Below are 19,315 nucleotides of genomic sequence, written 5' to 3' on the forward strand. Positions count from 1 at the left end.
TTCCTGTAAATCTCTGGAAATAATAAAAAAGATGAAACAATTTCTCAGGAATTTTAGTAAACAAAAGACTGTAGGCATACTTAACATTTGTGGCTTAAGTCTTGGTATCATGGTATCTCTTACTGTGGGATTATGGGCAATTAATGAATTGACGTTCGATAATTTCCATACCAATGGCGATAAGATGTATCGGGTGGTACAAAGTTTTGTTTTAAACAACGAACCTATAAAAGCAGCGACTTCATTTAAACCCCTGGGGGAGTTGGCTGTAGCCGAAATTCCTGAGATAGAACAAATGTGCAGGGTGGTAGTACGGGCAGACGGAGTAACTATAAATAATATAGTTAACTTTGGTGTGAAGGTACTTATTACCGACCCCAATTTTTTCTCATTCTTTTCTTTTCCACTAAAAACAGGTGATGTAAATACAGCATTTTCGGCTCCCGATAATGTAATCCTAACGGAGACTGCCGTTAAAAAATATTATCCGCACGAAGATCCTATCGGTAAAACAATTTACATTCATGGCAGCCGGTTTACTGTTTCGGCTGTGATGTATGATATACCTCTAAATTCTCATATTCAGGGCGAAATGGTATTTCCCTTGTTTGGTGAATTTAAAGATTTGGGATGGGACAGTAGTTTCTCGTATGATACTTATTTTATTATACCTCCTAATTCCGATTTTGGAGCTATAGAAAAGAAACTTATAGAAATCAATAAACAAGGATCGTTTTCTTTTTTAAAGGATGCATTTTATGAGGTTAAACTCGAACCTTTAAAAGAAGTGCATTTTAGTAAAGCAAATTCCGGTTTTGATAGTGCCGTAAAGGGCGATAAGCAGCTTCTGGGAATATTCCTGACTACGGCTCTTGCGATTCTTATTATAGCTTGTATAAATTTTACTAATTTATTTATTTCTACTTCTTTTATTAGGGCAAAAACAATAGGAATAAAAAAATCACAGGGAGCAACTAAAACATCCCTGATCCTGGATTTTTATAAGGAGACCATTATGTATGTTTTAGTCTCCGTTGTCGGGGGCGTGCTACTTGCAGTACTTATACTTCCTGTCTTTAATAACTATACAGGCTCTCAAATAAAAATAGATTTTTTATCTTTTGATCTATATCTGTATATTTTCTGTCTGATAGTCATTACAACATTATTGGCAGGCTCTTTTCCGGCTCTTCAGATGACGCGATTTGGAATTATCGAGACTCTGACCAGTAAGTTTAGAGGTAAGAAAATGTCAGGCTTTCAGAAGGTTTTAATAATCATACAATTTACCTCATCTATCTGTTTGCTTATAGTGGTATTCTTTTTTGGCAGACAGATTGATCATATTCTGTCTCAAGACCTAAGATTTGATAACAAAAATATAATCTATCTACAGGGATGGGGAGATTTTGGTTCTGACTATAAATCTTTACGAGACGAGTTGATTCAAGACCCATCTATCGGCGATGTTGTAATACGACAGTATAATTTGCCATTTAAGATGGGTAATGGAATTGGAGGAAAGAATTTTGAGACAGGAGAGGAAATATTACTCGACCTATCGGAGGTGACACCTAATTACTTTGACTTCTTCGGGATGAAATTTGTCTCCGGCGAAAACCCTCTGAGTCTCGAAAGTACATCCAGTGCTAATTACTGTGTGATAAACGAACGTGCAGCCGAGGTTTTAGGTCTTAAAGATCCCGTTGGTAAATCTTTTACTTTAGTATCTATTGGAGGTAAACTTAGTGAGAATGATGGTGAACCGTATATCGTAAAAGGAGTCATACGAGATACATATGTAAAATCACTGCATCAGGAACCCGATCCTCAGATGTATCTCAATGCATCTCACACCGCAAATAATCCGATATTCTTTAAAATAGCAGGAGACCCGCAAAAAGCGATAAAAACCATAGAGAAAAAATGGAAAGAGATGGTTCCTAATGTTCCTTTCGAATACCACTTTCTCGATGAAACTTATCAGAAATTATACTTGTCGGAGATGAATACACGGAATGTATTAAGTTATGCTTTGATCATAACATTTATAATTACAATAACAGGATTGTATGCTATGGCTTTTTATTCAACTCAACGCAGAATAAAAGAAATCGGTATTCGTAAAATCAACGGAGCTACTCTTCTGGACCTGTTATTGCTATTGAATAAAGATATTGTAATATGGGTAATCATTTCTTTTGTTATAGCCTGCCCAATATCCTACTTATTCTTAAACAACTGGCTCGATGGCTTTGTAATAAAAGTAAATCTAAGTATATGGGTATTCTTACTGGCAGGAATTGTATCGTGTTTGGTCGCACTATTGACGGTAAGCTATCAAACCTGGAAGGCTGCAAGAGCCAATCCTGTGGATTCTGTTAAAAACGAATAATTTCTGTTTCCATATTAAGTCACGAAGGAGAAGTCGAGTTTATATTTTTTCATGTGCAAAGTGATTATTAGTTAGATAAAGCTTCTCCTTCGTTTTATCGAAAATTTAAACAAATACGAGAATGAGAATATCAGATTTAAAAGTATATCAGAAATTTCTGTTCAGAAATAAGTTATACACTTTAGTGTCGATTGTTGGCTTTGCAGTATCACTTACATTTGTGATACTATTGGGTATATATGTGAAGCAGGAATTATCGGTGGATAGTTTCCATGAGAAAAAAGACCGGATATTTTTGCTTGCTCATGACGAGTCATCTAAATTTGGTAATCCTGTAGCCGATTTTGTAAAAGACAATTGCCCTGAGGTTGAGTCATATACCCGAATATTCCCCCGGTCTGTAGTCTTGGGTGAAAAAGGACAGCCGAAAGTAAAAGCAGAGGCATTGTTTGCTGATCCAACCTTTTTCACTATTTTCTCCTTTAAACTGATCGAGGGTAGCCCTTCTCAGGTACTGACTCCCTTAAAATCAGTAGTGGTGACAAAATCATTTGCTTATAAAACATTTGGCGACAAGAGTCCGATAGGTGCCCACCTTATTATTAATAATACGGAGCATACTATTACGGGTATAATGGAAGATATACCTCAAAACACGCAGATACCTAAAGCTGATTTTATCGTTAATTATAAGTCTATTAAGATGTTTTGGGGTGGTATGGGGGAAGAATGGATATTAAATACTGCTAGTAATTTTGGTTTCACTATGTATTTTCTGGAAAAAGAGGGTAGCAATCTGTCGGCTAAAGCTCCTATGTTATTGGAGTTGTTTAAGAAAGAATTTTGGTTCTATAAGGATGGTTTTACTCAGGATCTTAAATTTATACCTCTTGAAGATGCTTATTTCGAGATAAGTGAGCCGTATTCTAATCTCAGTACAAATAGCAAGACACTTATTACTGTATATACGGGTATTGTTATACTTATATTGGTTATTGCTTTGCTTAATTATATTAACATGACTGTTGCTCAAGCCGGGTTCAGAGGGAAGGAAGCCGCGATGAAGAAACTGCTGGGTTGTAGTCGAAGACAAATCGTTCTGCAATTGTTGGCAGAGTCATTTCTAATGACTTCTTTCACTTTTCTGCTGGGGCTCTTTATGGCTTTTTTGATAGAGCCGTTTTGCAATAATCTCCTAAATACCAATTTAAACTTATCCAGTCAGTTTACTCCCTCGTTAATCTTTATAGCTGTTATTTTTGTATTGTTTATTTCTATTGTCGCCGGTTTTATCCCGGCAATAATTATTTCAGGATTTAATCCTTTGGAAATAGTGAAAGGTACTTTTGCACGGAAGGTAAAAGCGAAATATTCTAAAGTTCTTATCATATTCCAGTATATTGTTGCAATAACCCTCCTTATATGTAGTTTTTTTATCAATCAACAGTCTGATTTTCTGGTAAATTACGATCAGGGATTTAACCGTGATGGTATTTTGGTTATGGATAATGTTTTGGACAGTGCCCAGCTTGACGGATTTAAAGATAAATTACAATCAATATCAGGAGTTGAATTGGTATCTTATTCAAGAGGCACTCCGGTTACAGGAAGCAATAATTACTCTTTCGAGGTAGATGGTAAGCAGTTTAGTTTTCAGGAACTTGTTGTAGATTCTACATTCTTCAAAATATTTAATATTAAAATAAAACCTACGGGTATAGAACCATCTAAGGATACTTATTGGGTGAATCAGGTAGCTTATAATGCATTACATCCCGATTCTATTACATATATGGCAAATTTCGGGTATAACAACTATCATCAGATTGCCGGAATAGTTAGTGATTTCAACTTTAAATCATTACATGAACCCATTGGGTTAATGCGTATAAGTAAACTCTTACCGAGTTCTTGGGTGGACAATATTATTGTAAAAATAACAGATGGAGCAGATTTATACAAAACAGCAGAAAAAATAAAAGATACATATTCCAAGTACTCCGGAGGAGAATTCTTCGAATCTCGATTCGTTGATGATACTGTACAACAGGCATATGAGAAAGAAAAAAAGACTTCGCAGATAATATCAGCATTTACCATACTGACTATTGTTATTATGGTGATGGGAGTCTTTGCTATGTCGCTTTACTTGATTCGACAAAAAGAAAAAGAGATTGGTATAAGGAAAGTAAATGGAGCTACTGAAAGTGAGATTTTAAGAATGCTCAATTTTGACTCTTTTGTCAGAGTGTTCGTTGCTTTTGTATTTGCCTGTCCAATTGCTTATTATGCTATGAACCGTTGGCTGGAAGGATTTGCTTATAAAATAGAACTTAGCTGGTGGGTATTTGCAGCAGCCGGTCTGATAGTATTGGTGCTATCGCTTCTTTCGGTAAGTTGGCAGAGTTTAAAGGCGGCACGAGCCAATCCGGTTGATTCATTAAAAAGCGAGTAAAAGATATAATATGTATAATATTCCATTTGTAATAAGACGTTTTCTGAAAAGTAAAAACCTTAGGATTGTCAACTTATTAGGCTTGGCTTTGATGTTTGCCTGTATACTTGTTTCGTACACTTATGTGAAAAGAGAACTTAGTTATGATCGGTTTTATTCCAATGCAGACCGCATTGTCCGTATGGCGGTGAGCTATGACGGACAGCAGGCTGATGGACGTATGTATGGAACCAACTTTAATCAAATACTGGAAAGTGTATCCGAAATTGAGGATGGACTAAAATTGTCGAAAGTAACGCCTGCAATATTAAAACTCAATGGAACGAAGCAGGTAATAAACGACTTATACTTTTCGAGCGAAAACCTTTTTCAGATACTTGATATTCCTTTACTGAAAGGAGATGCTAAAACTGTGTTCGCATCTCCGAATAGTGTTGTAATCAGTGAAAAACTGGCCAATCAATTATTCGGAACAACCGATATCATCGGATCAAAGATAGAATTGAGTGGACGTAAATTTCCCGATATGACATGCTCCATAAATGGGGTCTTTAAAGATTTGCCTGATAATACGCATTTTCATACAGATATTATTGTTCGTGAAACAGATTTCGACAATTCGTTCTTTTACGCTTATCTATTAATAGTAAAGGGACAGAATTATTCGCAGTTGGAGCAGAAAATAACCGATATCTTTCTGAAGGATAATCCGCAAAGACCAAGTGCTAAAATAAGTCTCATGCCTATGACCGACATACATTTGCATAGCCATGTTTTGAGGGAAATGGAGCCCAACGGAAATATTTATTATATCTACCTTATTATTGGAGCTAATGCACTACTTTTCATCATTGTGATGTTTAATTTATGGCTCAACGGGACTGTTATTTTTTCTTATAATAAAAGGTATTATCAATTGTTGAGGCTTAATGGTGCTTCGTCGGCTTTGGTGGCTAAGGATGAATTTCAGGTGGTACTTTGGTTGGCTATTATAGGAATATTGATCGGTAAATTGATATCTGTATTTGTTGCCGATTATTTTTCAATTTCTTTTGAAGCTATTAATATTAGTGAGGAGATAATATTAATCCTGCTTTTTTCATTCTTCACTCTTTTTGTTTCGTTATTACCTGTTTTTGTTAATCTTTCATCTACATTCTTCTTCAATGATCGTATTGATTTACGGATGACCCGTTTTTCTTTTTCCAATGTAAAGTATGTGCTTATCATACAATATAGCATCGTTATTTTTATCATTATTGTAACTATAGGCATAAATAATCAGATCACTTTGATTAAAAACACTCAAATTGGGGGCAACGAAAGTAATATTGCTGTTCTCGAAGAACAGCCTGCAGAAGTGATCAGTAACTATTCTTCATTGAGAGAAGAGCTACTGAATCATCCAGAAATAGAATCGGTAACCGGAGCGATGCAGTTACCTGGATCGGCAGTAAGAGATATGGTTGGTGCATCTATAGACGGCAAAGAGCAAATACATTTGCCTGTATTAGTAGTCGGTGAGGATTTCTTTTCTTTTTATGGGATCAGATTGGTTGCCGGAGAGATTTTTCCTCCTCTGAAGATGACTCTAAAAGAAGAGGAAGAGCTTGTCTTCAAACGAATGGACGAAAAAATATTTTCAAATCTAAAAGAAGACGTTATTGTCAATAAGAAAGCTTTGCAAGTGTTTGGATTCTCTTCATCCGAAGAGGCAATCGGAAAAGAAATAAAGATCGACCATGGTATGCTCGATTATACCCAATCGGCTGTAATATCGGGAGTTGTAGAAGACTTTACTTACACTAATGTTTATGAAGATGCTGTTCCAATGATCATACTGCAACGCAATATGTTTATGAATTGTTTTATGATCAAATTCGTGCCGGGACAGGAGAATCAGGCTATGCAAACTCTGAATTCAGTTTGGGAAAAAGTAAACCCCGATTATCCTCTCAATTATAAGTTTCTTAGTGACAGCTACAATGTTGTATACAAGAATGAGTTGAATGCCGGAAAAGCCATTAAATTCTTTTCGGTATTATGCTTAATAATAACGATTCTCGGATTGATCGTCTTTATGGCATTTATGATAAAATCACGCACAAAAGAAATCGGGATAAGGAAAGTAAACGGAGCTGCCAATTGGGAAATTATCGAAATGCTTAATTTCAGTTTGCTAAAATGGGTTCTACTCTCTGTTTGTATAGCTATACCTGTAGCCTGGTTTATAATAGATAAATGGCTGGAAAATTTTGCATATAAGGCAAGTCTTGGCTGGTGGATGTATATTGCTGCAAGTATTTTTGTTGCTCTGCTCTCTCTGATTGCTATTAGCTTTCAAAGCTGGAAGGCAGCAAAGATAAATCCGGTCAATTCAGTAAAAAACAGCTAATGAAAAAGAGATCAATTCTGATTTGAAATTTACAATCTTTACTTTGAAAATCACTTCTGTATAAAAAGGAGCGGAATTTTTTCCGCTCCTTTTTATTCTTTACTATTACTATATTTTTTAATCCAGTCTATAATCAGATAACAACCAGGAGCATACACCGCTCCATGATCGAACCCTTGTAATTCATATAAGGTAATTTCCTTGTTGCCTAATGTTCTTAGAATTGCATCTAAATGTGCGTTTTCTTCATAACGTGCAGGTAATTCAAGTCTCCTGTCTCCTGTAACAAGAAGTGTCGGCGGAACATCTTTTCGGGCATGAGCCAAAGGTGCGTAATTATCGATATAAGGTATTTCGAAAGGAAGCCCCCGCTCTTTTTTTATTGTATAATGTGTATTTGTTTGTCCGCTGATCGGTATCAATCCTTTTATTCTGTTTGCATCTATATTATACTTGTTCAAATAACTTTTATCGAGTCCAACCATAAGAGCCAAATACCCACCTGCCGAATGTCCAGCAATATAAATATCATCGGGATTACCTCCAAAGGATGCAATATTGTTGAAAACCCATGCTACCGATTCTGCTGCATCTTCGATATATGCCGGATTCTTGGCTCTGGGGCTTAAGCGATAATTGACTGCTACCACTGCTATCCCTTTATTCTTCAATTCGTCGGGGATGCCTTTTTCTCCACCTTCGAGTCCACCTCCATGAAACCAAATAACCGTAGAATAGTTTTTCTTGTCAACCGGATAATAAATATCCAATTTGCAACGCTCTAATTTATAACTGTCTTTTTCAGAATTACCGATGTAAGGTATATTTTCTTTTAGCATATAATTACTGCCAATAGAGCTTTGAGCTGTAATAACTGCTATCGTAGATAATAGAAAACACAAACTTAAGATTAATTTTTTACTCATATTTTGTTCTAATTAGATATTAAAAATAAGACTGAAAACAGTCCACTCATTGGATGTATGATGCTTTAGATTTCCTCCATGCAATCGCATGATATAGCGTGATACACTAAGTCCGATACCTGTTCCATAATCTTTTGTGGTAAAAAACGGAATAAATATATGGGCTGCAATTTCCGATGGAATGGGGTCTCCGTTATTGTAGATATCGATAGAAACTTTGTTTTCGGACTCCGATACTCTTATTTCTATTTTCCCTTTAGAATTATTTATAGCTTCGACAGCATTCTTTATTATATTGACTAATATCTGAGTGATTTGTCCCTCATCGGCATTCAGTTCAATATGTTTATTCGTATAAATAATGCTTGATTCAATACCTTTTTCCTCCATATTGGATGATTCGAGATGTAGCACTTTTTCGAGTAAAGGTACCAGCTCAAATTTACGGAACTGAGGGGTTGGAACTCCTGTAAATTTACGGTAAGAATCAACAAATGTAATCAGCCCTTTAGCTGTAGAACTGATAGTTTCAAGAGCATCTACCGTATTTCTTCTGAGTGAATCATCGGGTGCTTCAGCCGATTGCATTTTATAAGAAAAGAGTAAAGTTTCGGTTAAAGAAGTAATAGGTGCTATCGAATTCATTATTTCGTGAGTCATTACACGGATCAATCGTATCCACGACTCCATTTCTTTAGCTTCCAATTCATTGCCGATGTTATTAAGCGTTATAACCTTCATCGTGCCTTTCTTCAATGTAATTTTGGAAACATTCAGGCTTATCTGGATTTCTTCGCGCTCGTTAGCTATTTTTATTTGGGTATTATCTTTTACCTCTAAATTCTTAAATAATTCGGGTAACGATTCATCAATCGGTTTTAGCTGATTAAGATGCGTAAATACGGGTAATCCCAGCAACTGATTGGTGGCATGATTGGTGGCATGTACATTATTATTAGGATCGAGTATTATAATACCGGTCGAAACACTTTCGATAATAAGACTCAGGAATTTTTCATTTTCTATGACTTCTTTTCGTGCCCGTGTTAATATATCCTTGATCCTGTTCATCATTTGGTTCAGTTCCTTTTCTCTTTTCGAGGTTTTGGCTTCGGTAAAATGGAACGAATAATCTCCATTATCTAATGCATTCAGCAAAAAAAGGATATTCTGATTGAACTTCTTATAATGGCTATATAAGCTTTTCAAAGAATATAGCATAAGCAGAACAGATACTCCAATGTATACATATTCTTGCTGAGTTATCAGATAAGTGGTTAAGGCTACTGATAAAATCAGCAACAAAACAAAAATAATAAGTTTGTATTCGATAGATTTAAACATATTTTATAAAGGATAAGATTAAAAGATCTTATAATCCATACTTTTTCATTTTACTATATAACGTAGGTCTTGTTATGCCCAATTCGGCGGCGATTGCCGATATGTTCTTATCGTACTTTGTAAGGGCTTTTTCTATTAAGATTTTCTCCATTTCTTCGAGGTTCATCGATTCTATTACGGCTGCTTTATTTTCCATCGGACGCATGTAAAAGTCTGTTGGTTGCAGCTCGGTTCCATCGCTTAATATTACAGCTTTTTCTATGGCATGCTGTAATTCACGGACATTACCCGGCCATGAATAGCTTTCTAGTTTTGCAGCGGCTTTATCGCTTATCGTTAATGCTTTTTTGTTGTATTTCTTTGTGAATTTATTAAGAAAAAAATTGGCAAGTTGCAATATATCCTCACGTCGTTCACGTAAAGGGGGCACTTCTATCTGTATGGTATCAATACGGTATAGTAAATCTTCACGGAATTCACCGTCCTGCACAGCTTTAAATAAGTTTCGGTTTGTGGCACAAATAAGTCTTATATCCACCGGAATGGGTGTATTACTTCCCACTCTTATTATATATCTTGACTGTAAAGCAGTCAGCAACTTAGCCTGTAAAGTATAACTAAGATTGCCGATTTCATCGAGAAAAAGAGAACCTTTGTCAGCAGCTTCAAATTTTCCTGCTCTATCGGTTTTTGCATCAGTAAACGACCCCTTGGTATGTCCGAACAATTCACTTTCAAACAAACTCTCGGTTACAGCTCCCATGTCTACACTTACCAGAGTTTCATTAGCTCGTAATGATAGGTGATGTATCTTTTTTGCGATGAGTTCTTTTCCCGTTCCATTTTCTCCCGTTATCAAAACATTGGCATCGGTACTTGCCACTTTTTTCATCAGATTCAAAAGGTTCTGCATTACTTCTGATTTTCCCCAGCAGACATCTTCTTCTTTATTCAATTCAGAATTCAGTACGTTTTGCTTCTCTCGGAGCTTCTTCACCTCTTTGCGTGATTGTCGTAACGAAAAAGCGGCTTGTAATGTAGCCAACAGTTTTGTATTATCCCAAGGCTTAACAACAAAATCGGAGGCTCCTTCTTTTAACGCTTTCACGGCTAGTTCTATATCTGCATATGCTGTGAAAAGTACAACGGGTAGTTCCGGATCTATCTTTTTCACCTCTGATAGCCAGTATAACCCTTCGTTACCGGAGTTGATTCCGGCTGAATAATTCATATCTAACAAAACAATATCGGGATTCTTTTCCCGTAGCATAGAAATAAGCATGTTAGGCGTAGACAATAAATAGACGTTTTCGAAATAGCCATCTAACAAGATACGTAATGCACTCAGTACATTTTTATTATCATCCACAACAAGAATACTTCCTTTTTTCATTTTTAGAGTTCATTAGGTAATGCGAAATATTTATTATTTTAAGCTTAATAGTTAGTGGTAAACAAGCTTACAGGAAACAGATGCCGGTTTATTTGTGTACCTGTTAAAGAGTCAACTGTTTTATATATTAATCTTAGTAATAATAAAGGTTTGATAGCTTAAGCTGATACTACAAATGTAATTAATAATAAGATAATATAAATCGTGTTTTATAAAAATAGGGGAAATGATTGCGTCAAAAGAGTGATATTCTAATGATCTAATTTTATTTTAGTTTATGAATTTTATGTTTTCATGAGAAGAAATGTTAATTTAGCGGTTTCTTAGCAATGAACAAACTTAAACAACTATACACTTATTATACACAAAATTATTATGAAAAGACTATTATTATTTTTTCTGGGTATATTTCTTATATCCATAAGTACGAGTGCAGGTCCTGCTCAACCTCAATTAATCAAAGACACACAACCCGATGGTACAGTTATCGAGTATTATTTAAGAGGTGATGAGAAAATCAATTGGATGGAATCTCCCGATGGGCATACACTTTTATTAGACAATGATGGACGTATTGTTTATGCCCTTAAAAATAGTGAGGGAGATATCGAGCCATCAGATATTGTTTATAAAAATTCACAAATGAAAAGGTCATTTGATCCTCGGATAAATGCCATACCTCAGAAGTTATTTTACAGTACTTCTCAAGTTAACAGTATGCTCCAAATATGGAACATCGAAAAGGAGCAAGTCAAAGGTCGTGCATTTGTGACCAGACCTTATGAAGGGGAATTCCATGTCTTGTGCGTATTGGTTGATTTTGCCGATAAGCCCATGACTACAGAAAATGTAAAATCTAAATTTGAGATGCTATTAAATCAGAGGGGCTACACCGGAACATTAGGAAATCCCGCCCATGGCAGTGTCAAAGATTACTTTTTGGAAAATTCTTATGGAAAGGTAAATATTACTTTCGATGTGGTTGGTCCTTACCGTGCCGAAGAAATGTCCAATTACAGAGGAGCCGGGGTATATCAAGTAACAAACCTGAGTAAACTGGGCAAATTTCTAATAAAAAATAAAATACAAAATGAACCCGAATTAGACTTGTCTTTATATGCAGATCCTTCGGGTGAGATAAACCGATTGCATATTATTTATGCAGGAGAGGATCAGGCCTTTGCTGGTCTCGCCAATGGGTTTGCCTGGTCCCATCAATATGGTTTTGGAATGGGAGGTTCTTTAGAACCCGGAAATCCGGACGATTATGATTGTGTGAGTTCTAAAGACGGACAAACATATACATTTAAGAGATATTCTTGTTCAGCCGAATTAAGTCCCAATATGCGAAACAGAGACGAGAAAAAAGTTTCGACAATAGGTACTCCGACTCATGAGCTTGCCCATCTTCTTTTTGAATCAAAAGATTTTTACGATGGAAATGGCGTATATAAAGGTACAGGACAATGGGATTTGATGGCGGGTGGCTCTCATAATTATATTACAGATAATTTTTATACATCCATGTTTTATGGTAATAGCCCGGCACATATGAATATGTATGAGAAAATCCGGCTCGGATGGGTTAAACCTCAGGTTTTAACTACTTCGGGTTCTTTTAGTCTTGAAAATGCGGCAGAGAATCCGGTTGCATATATATATCAAAAGGGAAATAATCTCACTGATTTTACTTCTCTGGAAAATGTTCAGGACGACTTTTTTATTCTTGAAAACCGTCAAAAGAAAGGTTTTGATGCCGGATTATTAAATGGTCCTCAATACAATGGTCCTTTATTTCAAGGAGGCTTACTGATATATCGTGTCGACAAGAATATAAGAAATAGTTCCGGTCCGAATTACACTTATCCTCAAAGAATATATCCAGTATGTGCGTCATCTACGTATGCTTTTCCGGGTCAGATAGAAGGTGGGAATATTGTTGATTCTTATGGAGATATAAATAATATCGGTTGTGTTTTCGGAAATGAATATACTTCATTCACTGATGAAACCGTACCTTCGGCCAAAACTATTTTAGAATATTCTAACGGAAGTGTTACTAGTTCTACCGAAACAGGGAAATCTTTGACCCATATTGTGAATCAAGATGGTATTGTGACTTTTAGGTTTGGAAATTTATCTAATTTCAAATATCATGAAGATGATAAGGAGGGACTAAGACAATTGTTGAGACAAGGGAATAATGCAGTTACGGCTTTCAGACATACCTCAGTAAATGATACACTAACATGGTATGAATCGGAAGAGTGGGTTAAACAAGTAAGTGAATGGTCTATCCCTTTAACTTGGAATAATGAAATACCTAAAAGAATTACAAAAATCATTTCCTCTCCGGCCTTAACCCCTTCAATTGAAGGCTTATTAGATTGCAGATATTTTCAAAAAATAGAATGCCTTTCGGCGCAAGGGTTAGAGATATCTCAAATAATTGCTTCCGAATTACCATTTCTAAAAGAAGTTAATGCTTCATATCTACCCTTGTCATATTTGGATTTATCTGGTTCGACTTCTATTGAAAGATTGCAATGTCATTATGCATATCTCAAATTTTCAACATTGCCGGATCCTGCGATAATAAAGGAGGAATATTCTTATACCCCACAATATAAGATTAAAGGGGGTGAAGTTAATATCGGCGAAATTATCGATTTGAGTAGCGAATATAATATCAAAGGTAGTCTTACAACTTATACTTGGTATAATAAGTTTAATCAGGTAGTCACTCTAAATAGTCCGGAGAATGGAGAATTTATAGCTGATCCTTCTTTCAGAAATGAAGAATTAACCTGTAAAATGTCAAATGCGACATTCCCTGATTTAGTATTGGAATATTCTGTGAAGATTAATAATATATATGATGAAGATGATAAAGAAGGTCTTCGTCGAATCCTACGTATGCCAATAGAAGGGACGAACAAACTCGTGTATGAAATGGTAGGACTAGATACAGCCGACACACTTACATGGTATGCGTCACAAGATTGGATCGGTAAAATTACAAACTACATAAAAACTGATTGGAATACTGAAATACCCTCAAGGATGACATTTATCAGTATATATTCCCTTGATATTGCTGGGCTTCTCGATTGCGGTAATTTTAAAAAACTTCAACAACTAGATTTATATGGAACTAAAATATCACAATTGGATATCTCGAAAAATACGAATTTGGTTAGTTTGTGGTGCACTTTGAATCCGATTTTAGAATTAGACTTAACCCAAAATCTATCTTTAGTTTCATTAAATTGTAGTGCCAGAACGCTAACCAATATAGATGTTACAAATAACAAAAACTTAAAAAGCCTGATCTGTGTAGGTAATCCCCTATCTAGTCTTGATATATCAAATAATCTATTATTAGAATATCTTGATATTCATTTTACAGAGATCACACAAATCGATTTATCGAAGAATACAAAGCTGAAGCATTTTGAATCTCGTAGCACACCGACAGGAAACATTGATTTTTCGCAAAATACAGAATTAGAAACTATTTCTTGTTATAATAGCCAGATGACAATTCTAGATATATCTAAAAATACAAAACTTAAAAGTCTAACCTGTGATGATAATTGTCTGAAATTCTCTACATTGCCTATTATTTCACCTTTCAAAGAACAATATCATTCTCAAAAGCCTATCATTGGAGAAAAAACACCATCGGATCAGATCATAGACTTGAGTAGTGAATATAATATTAATGGCAATATCACTAATTATTATTGGCAGGAAGTTACCGGTACCCCTGTTTCGGTAAAAAGTCTGGGTAACGGTAAATTTATAGCCGAAGGATATGCAGGGAAGCATCTTGAATGTTTGATGTCTAATGACACTTTCATAAACCTGATACTTACTTTCAGAGTTGAAATCACAGAAGGAGATATTCAACTTAAAGACCACCTAAAAGTAAATCTTGAGAATAATCATTCGGTTAATAAAAATAAAACATTCCAGATATACGCTAATACAAATGTTGCTAATCCGGATGAAGTGCATTTTGGTTTGTATAATCCGGTCAATGGAGATTTGAGAGACTCATTGATAGTTCTTTTCAGAACAAACAACGTATACACTTGTCAATTGCGTTCTCAAACAACAAATAGTGCTTATATGTTGATGCCTTACATTTATAAAAATGGCGAACGAAAAGATATTGAGCGTCCTGCATCTTCACCTTGGATAGATAAGTTGCCAATCAAAGTAAATGAAGATATTTGGGGACGTTCTTTAACATCATATGCTCCAAGCGAAGATGTAAGTGCAAACAAATATATTCAGTTGAATATCAATAATAAAGTAAACGAGTTATTTGAAATAGATCAGTTTGTACCATTTAAAGTGTATATGCCGACTACTGCTCCTGCCGAAGCACGTATTGGTTTGTTTTACCCGAATGGAACATTCTATACAGATATTACCAATACTCGAAGTACCTATACTTACACATGCGAAATAACAGATGAAGTACAAGATGGTAATTATATAATAATGCCCTATATAAAACATGAAGGGAAGATTAAAGTGGTAGAACGTACAACGGGAAGTAAGCTGATGGACCGTTTACCTGTTAAAGTAAATGAAGTAGATATCTGGGGAGACGATATTTGGGCAGATACATCTTTAAAAGTTGCTTTCTCAGAAGGAGCTGATAAAAATACGAGCGTATCGGTTGTATTTGAAAAGGCTTCCAATATCTTGTCCATTTATGCACCTACAGAAGTTATACAAAGCGAAATATATAATATGCAAGGAGTTTTAGTGAAAAAAGTGAATCAAGATTCCCGCTTTTCTTTAAATAATCTGCATACAGGGGTATATATTGTAAAAGTAACAACACCTCAAGGAATTAGTACCCATAAAATCAAAAAAGACTAAAGTAAAAGTACTGGTTGATAGTAAATAAAAAGAGGAGATTTTTTAATCTCCTCTTTTATTGCTTATAAGGTTTATTATAATGTTTGCTTTGCTGATATAACTGTCACTTCCAATACCCTTGTTAGGAACGAAAATTTCTCTTTCATCATATCATAATCGGCTCCTTCGCTGAGGTAGTTCCCGGTCCCTGTGACGACAAAGCCTGTCCCTTGATAATCCTTATACCCCAGAACTTCGCGAGTGCCGAGTGCAAGTTTTACTTTGTGGTTTGCTTCTGCCTCTATATTTTTTTGCGTTTTACGCAGACCATATGCCGGGATTAAAATTCGCCCGTCTTCTGTAACTACAATATAAGAATTCCAAGTATTGGCAATGTGCGGTTCATCAATTCCCCAAGAAACAATCGATACAACTCCTTCATGATTGATTACATCAAAAAACTTTTCGGTTAGCATTGGTTTATCCATAATTCTACTGTTTATCTTTAATTATAACTGCCTCTTGCTATTATGCTTACCAAAGCAATAGATAGGTTTGAGATCTTAATTTTCTGATACAAAATTATGGATAAAGAATTCGGGAAAAATTAAGCTGGTTTAAGAAATCAGAAGTTAATATTCCTTTTTCGAATCTCACTCAAGTATTCAGGAGTAAGACCTAAATAAGAAGCAAGCATGTATTGAGGTACTCGCTGCACAAACTCAGGGAAATAAGAGCTGAAATGCAAATAAAGTTCCTCTTTAGATAAATCGTAGAGAAGTTTAATTCTGAGTTGTGATGCGGCAACTGCTCGTTGCATAATTATCCGGAAATACCGTTCCAAAGCGGGCAATTCTTCAAGTAACTTATGGAACGAACGATGATCAATTGCCAGTATTTCCGATTTCTCGATGACTTGTATGTTATATTCGGAAACGCTTTGATCTGCGAAGCTGAAATAATCCGTAATCCACCAATTTTCCAGTGCAAATTGGGTTATCTGTTCTGCCCCTTTATCTGTATAGAAGAACATCCTTGCACAGCCTTTTTCTATAAAAAAATAGGATTTGCAGATTTGCCCCTCTTCCAATAAATACTCTTTATTTTTGAGATTTAATCGTCGAAAATATTTATAAATGATCTGGATCTGATCTTCATCCAGTTCAATGTAATTGCGAATATGATTGATGAGAGTCGGATACATATTAACAGCTTATTATTAAGTGTTTAATAGATGATATTAACAACTGATTCTTGTTCGTCAAAGATAGACTCTATTTATGGAAAACAAAATAAGTCGCTCACTTTTAATTTTATATCGGTCTCTAAAGAGATGGTTCGGGTAAACAATACCAGCTTATTATTGTTTAATATAGTATATACTTCATATTTATATTGTTATACCTTTTTTAAGTATGGGAGTAAACGACTCTTATCCTTAAAAAGGGGTCACTTGCTAATTATGCAAAATATAGCAATACTGACACGGAAAACACAAAAACTGATACTTTAAATTGTACTGGGCTATAAACTCTAAAATTAAGATATATGGACTATAGAATCGAGAAAGATACTTTAGGAGAAGTCAAAGTTCCATCAGATGCATACTATGGAGCACAAACACAACGTAGTATCGACAATTTTAAGATTGCAGAGGACATAAATCGCATACCGAAAGAAGTCATTCATGCTTTTGCTTTCCTCAAAAAAGCAGCTGCAATAACCAATAAAGGAGCAGGAGTATTACCTGCTGAGAAATGCGATCTGATTTCAAAGGTTTGCGACGAAATATTAGAAGGTAAACTAGATAACTCTTTTCCTCTTGTTGTATGGCAAACAGGTAGTGGAACGCAATCGAACATGAATGTAAACGAAGTAATTGCTAATCGGGGACATGTGTTGAATGGCGGGAAGCTTACCGATAAGGAGAAAGTGTTGTTGCCTAACGATGATATAAATAAATCTCAATCATCTAACGATACGTTTCCAACGGCAATGCACATTGCTGCCTACAAAATGTTGATTGAAAAAACGATTCCCGGAATTGAGAAGCTTCGTGCGACTCTTGCCGATAAAAGTAAACAATATATGTCGGTGGTAAAGATAGGGCGTACACATTTTATGGATGCAACCCCGCTTACTCTCGGACAAGAATTTAGTGGATATGTTGCACAACTCGATCATGGATTAAGAACAATCAAGAATGCTTTACCTCATTTGGCTGAATTGGCATTAGGGGGAACTGCCGTAGGAACAGGAATCAACACTCCTAAGAATTATTCGGAGAATGTTGCTGCAAAGATTGCCGAATTAACCGGACTTCCATTTGTTACTGCTCCCAATAAGTTTGAAGCTTTGGCCACTCATGATGCGATTGTTGAAACTCATGGAGCTTTGAAAACAGTAGCTGTTAGCTTGATGAAGATCGCAAATGATATCCGTATGCTCAGTTCGGGTCCCCGATCGGGTATTGGAGAAATACATATCCCGGAGAATGAACCGGGCTCGTCTATTATGCCGGGTAAAGTAAACCCGACTCAATGTGAGGCTTTAACTATGATAGCTGCACAGGTTATGGGTAATGATGTTGCGATAACCATAGGTGGTGCTACAGGTCATTTCGAACTTAATGTATTTAAACCAATGATTATTTATAATTTTCTGCATAGTGCCCGTTTGATAGGTGAGGGATGTGTGAGCTTCAATGATCATTGTGCTGTTGGTATAGAACCTGTTCCGGATACCATAAAACGAAATCTGGATAATTCTTTAATGCTTGTAACTGCCTTAAACTCAAAAATAGGATATTATAAGGCGGCGGCTATTGCTCAAAAAGCCTTTCAGGATAATACGACTTTGAAACAAGCGGCTGTTGAATTAGGCTATTTAACCTCTGAAGAATTTGATGAGTGGGTGAATCCTGAAAAGATGGTGGGAGTGATAACTTAAATCTAGCTTATGAAACTATATGTCAAACACATGGTGAGCAATCGTTGCAAAATGCTTGTAATGGAAGAATTAGACAAATTGCTGATTCGTTATCTTACGGTTGATCTCGGTGTTATTAATGTAACAGGACATATAACAAAAGAACAAAAGACTCTGATAAGTATTGCCTTACAAGGATCCGGATTAGAATTAATAGAGGATCACAAGGAAATATTAATTGAACTAATAAAGACGGCAATTATCAAATTGATACATTATTCAGATGATCAGCCGAGAATTAATTTTTCAGATTACCTGAGTAATACACTCAATTATAATTATACATACCTCTCAAACCTGTTTACCGATGCACAGGGCATTAATATTGAGCATTTTATTATTACTCACAAAATAGAACGGGTCAAAGAGCTTATATCTTACAACGAACTAACTTTCTCCGAAATAGCATTCAAACTGCATTATAGTAGTATTGGTCATTTATCTAACCAATTTAAAAAGGTAACAGGTTCTACTCTTTCTTCGTACAGAACAAGAAAATGTATGAGACATACAAATCTCGAGAACCTGTGAATTATGTAAC

Annotated in this window: 11 protein-coding genes; 6 read left to right on the top strand and 5 right to left on the bottom strand. The window is 35.6% G+C overall.

Translation table 11 applies throughout. From position 1 onward, the window contains the following. Window positions 1-31: 31 nt before the first annotated feature. From G7051_RS08680 to G7051_RS08690, 3 genes are all read left to right on the top strand, one after another. The gene (locus tag G7051_RS08680) at window positions 32-2,395 is read left to right on the top strand and encodes an ABC transporter permease (protein WP_166199622.1); all 2,364 of its coding nucleotides are present in this window, start codon (window positions 32-34) and stop codon (window positions 2,393-2,395) included. Between the two features lie 121 nt (window positions 2,396-2,516). Then, window positions 2,517-4,850, top strand: a complete 2,334-nt coding sequence (locus G7051_RS08685; protein WP_166199624.1) for an ABC transporter permease — start codon at window positions 2,517-2,519, stop codon at window positions 4,848-4,850. A 10-nt stretch (window positions 4,851-4,860) separates the two neighbouring features. After that, complete coding sequence (locus G7051_RS08690) at window positions 4,861-7,245, top strand: ABC transporter permease (protein WP_166199626.1); 2,385 nt, start codon at window positions 4,861-4,863, stop codon at window positions 7,243-7,245. 92 nt (window positions 7,246-7,337) lie between these two features. On the opposite strand, the gene G7051_RS08695 is transcribed toward G7051_RS08690, so the two are convergent. From G7051_RS08695 to G7051_RS08705, 3 genes are read right to left on the bottom strand one after another with little or no spacing between them, the layout of a single operon-like run. Then, a complete protein-coding gene (locus G7051_RS08695) occupies window positions 7,338-8,171 on the bottom strand; it encodes an alpha/beta hydrolase (protein WP_166199628.1) in 834 nt (277 codons plus the stop codon). Window positions 8,172-8,183: 12 nt separating this feature from the next. Next, complete coding sequence (locus tag G7051_RS08700) at window positions 8,184-9,515, bottom strand: PAS domain-containing sensor histidine kinase (protein WP_166199629.1); 1,332 nt, start codon at window positions 9,513-9,515, stop codon at window positions 8,184-8,186. A gap of 28 nt (window positions 9,516-9,543) precedes the next feature. Next, window positions 9,544-10,908, bottom strand: coding sequence for a sigma-54 dependent transcriptional regulator (locus G7051_RS08705; RefSeq protein ID WP_166113928.1), 1,365 nt, complete (start codon window positions 10,906-10,908; stop codon window positions 9,544-9,546). Between the two features lie 375 nt (window positions 10,909-11,283). Between G7051_RS08705 and G7051_RS08710 the strand changes: the two genes are divergently transcribed. Further along, entirely contained in the window at window positions 11,284-15,807 is a 4,524-nt protein-coding gene (locus G7051_RS08710) for a M6 family metalloprotease domain-containing protein (RefSeq protein ID WP_166199631.1), read from the top strand. Window positions 15,808-15,881: 74 nt separating this feature from the next. Here G7051_RS08710 and G7051_RS08715 read toward each other — a convergent pair whose 3' ends face one another. Together G7051_RS08715 and G7051_RS08720 are read right to left on the bottom strand one after the other, a co-directional pair. Then, window positions 15,882-16,274 carry an FMN-binding protein gene (locus G7051_RS08715; RefSeq protein WP_255493351.1) on the bottom strand — a complete coding sequence of 131 codons (393 nt, stop codon included), beginning with the start codon at window positions 16,272-16,274 and terminating at the stop codon, window positions 15,882-15,884. 137 nt (window positions 16,275-16,411) lie between these two features. Then, window positions 16,412-16,990, bottom strand: coding sequence for a Crp/Fnr family transcriptional regulator (locus tag G7051_RS08720; protein ID WP_166199633.1), 579 nt, complete (start codon window positions 16,988-16,990; stop codon window positions 16,412-16,414). Between the two features lie 344 nt (window positions 16,991-17,334). Between G7051_RS08720 and fumC the strand changes: the two genes are divergently transcribed. Further along, window positions 17,335-18,735, top strand: a complete 1,401-nt coding sequence (fumC, locus tag G7051_RS08725) for a class II fumarate hydratase (protein ID WP_166199635.1) — start codon at window positions 17,335-17,337, stop codon at window positions 18,733-18,735. Between the two features lie 9 nt (window positions 18,736-18,744). Beyond that, on the top strand, window positions 18,745-19,305 hold the full coding sequence (locus tag G7051_RS08730) for an AraC family transcriptional regulator (protein WP_166199637.1): 561 nt from the start codon (window positions 18,745-18,747) through the stop codon (window positions 19,303-19,305). Window positions 19,306-19,315 lie beyond the last annotated feature (10 nt).

This window comes from Dysgonomonas sp. HDW5B, from assembly GCF_011299335.1.
GTDB lineage: Bacteria > Bacteroidota > Bacteroidia > Bacteroidales > Dysgonomonadaceae > Dysgonomonas_A.